Here is a 1863-nt window from a genome sequence, read left to right on the forward strand (position 1 = left end):
ATTATTGTCGACACCGCGAAACACTGGAAGTGCTTGCAGACCGAATCAGTCACGCCGAGCGCCAGATGGCAGACGGCGTTGGGGGTACTGCAGAATACCGCGGACTCCTCAAATTGCGCGACGTCGAGGCGAGAGCTGCGGCCAACTTGGCTGTGAAGCTTCGCTTGACCAATCAGAGTCGATACACCCCGAAAGCCGCCAAGACCGCTACCAAGAACGCGTCCAAGGGCGTGCGACCGTGGGAAGTGTAACAGAAACAACCAGCGACCGTTGCATCCGGTGGATCGAGGCCATGTGCGTCGTGCCCGAGGGCAAGCTTGTCGGTCAGCCTGTGGTGTTGCGCGATTGGCAAAAGGCCGAGATTGCGAAAATATATGACAACCCTGCTGGCACTAGGCGGGCTATCGTCAGCTTCGGGCGGAAAAACGGCAAAACCGCCTTGGCATCTTTTTTGCTCTTGCTGCACCTTTGTGGCCCTATGATGCGCCGCAACAGCCAACTATATTCAGCGGCTCAGTCACGGGAGCAAGCGGCGATCCTGTTTGGCCTTGCTGCCAAGATCGTACGCATGAGCCCTGACCTCTCGGCTGTGATCACGGTTCGAGATACGAAAAAGGAACTGGTCTGTACAGAACTGGGCACAGTGTACCGCGCGCTGTCTGCGGAAGCCTCGACAGCGTACGGGCTGTCGCCAGTGTTCGTGGTGCATGATGAATTGGGGCAGGTCAAAGGGCCACGGTCTGAGTTGTATGACGCATTGGAAACAGCATCGGCAGCGCATGACAACCCGCTGTCGATTATTATTTCAACACAGGCCGCCACTGATGGTGACTTGCTGTCATTGCTGATCGATGACGCGCGCACCAAAGCGGACAAGCGCGTCGTGCTTTCGATGTATAGCGCGCCTGAGGACGCCGATCCATTCAGCGAGCAAACGATCAAGCTGGCGAATCCAGCATACGGCGATTTTCAAAACTCCGATGAAGTGAAAGCGATGGCCGCCACCGCGAAACGGCTGCCAAGCGCAGAGGCAAGCTTTCGCAATCTGATCCTGAATCAACGGGTGGAAGCACGCAACCCGTTTGTGTCACGCAAGGTGTGGGATGCTAACGGCGCGAGTCGTGAACTTGATGGTTTAGTGTACGGCGGGCTTGACCTGTCTACCGTCAATGACTTGACTGCGTTGGTCTTAGTTGACAGCAACTACGCAGTGCATTGTGAGTTCTGGCTGCCTGAACATGGCATTGCCGAAAAGTCGCAAAAGGACCGTGTGCCTTATGACGTATGGGCAGAGCAGGGCCACTTGATACTGACGCCAGGCAAGTCCATTGAGTATGAATGGGTGGCGCACCGTCTGCGTGAATTGTTTGATGATCACGACATCAAGGCACTGGCATTTGACCGCTGGGGCATGAAGCACCTGCAACCGTGGTTGATCAAGGCAGGATTCAGCGAACATGAGGTGGACAAGTTCGCACCATTCGGGCAGGGTTTTCGTGACATGTCGCCAGCATTGCGTGAACTTGAGAGCGTGCTTTTGAACGAAAAAATGGCACACAACATGCACCCAGTGTTGCGAATGTGTGCCGCCAATGCAGTGGTTCAGCAAGACCCAGCAGGCAACAGGAAGCTGGCAAAGGACAAGTCAAGCGGTCGCATTGATGGCATGGTTGCGCTGGCAATGGCTGTTGGCGCAATGGCGAAGCTGTCAGATGAACCTGAAGTTGTTGACCTTGACGCTTTCTTAAATGACCCAATAATTGCGAGTTATTAAATGAGATCACTATTCAGACCGTGGACATGGTTCGGGCTTGGCTCAAGAAGTTTGAGCAGGCAGAAGGGTGTCCAGTTCATAGAGCCAAC

General features: G+C 54.8%; 2 protein-coding genes. Both read left to right on the top strand.

Features of this window, described 5'->3' with window-relative positions; genetic code table 11:
* A partial coding sequence (locus VGP75_RS03110; RefSeq protein ID WP_327542261.1) for a hypothetical protein occupies window positions 1–251 on the top strand: 251 nt, incomplete at its 5' end.
* A gap of 86 nt (window positions 252–337) precedes the next feature.
* Window positions 338–1774, top strand: coding sequence for a terminase TerL endonuclease subunit (locus VGP75_RS03115; protein ID WP_327542262.1), 1437 nt, complete (start codon window positions 338–340; stop codon window positions 1772–1774).
* The last annotated feature ends 89 nt before the right edge of the window (window positions 1775–1863 follow it).

It is taken from the genome of Yoonia sp. (assembly GCF_036007805.1).
In the GTDB taxonomy this organism is placed as follows: domain Bacteria; phylum Pseudomonadota; class Alphaproteobacteria; order Rhodobacterales; family Rhodobacteraceae; genus Yoonia.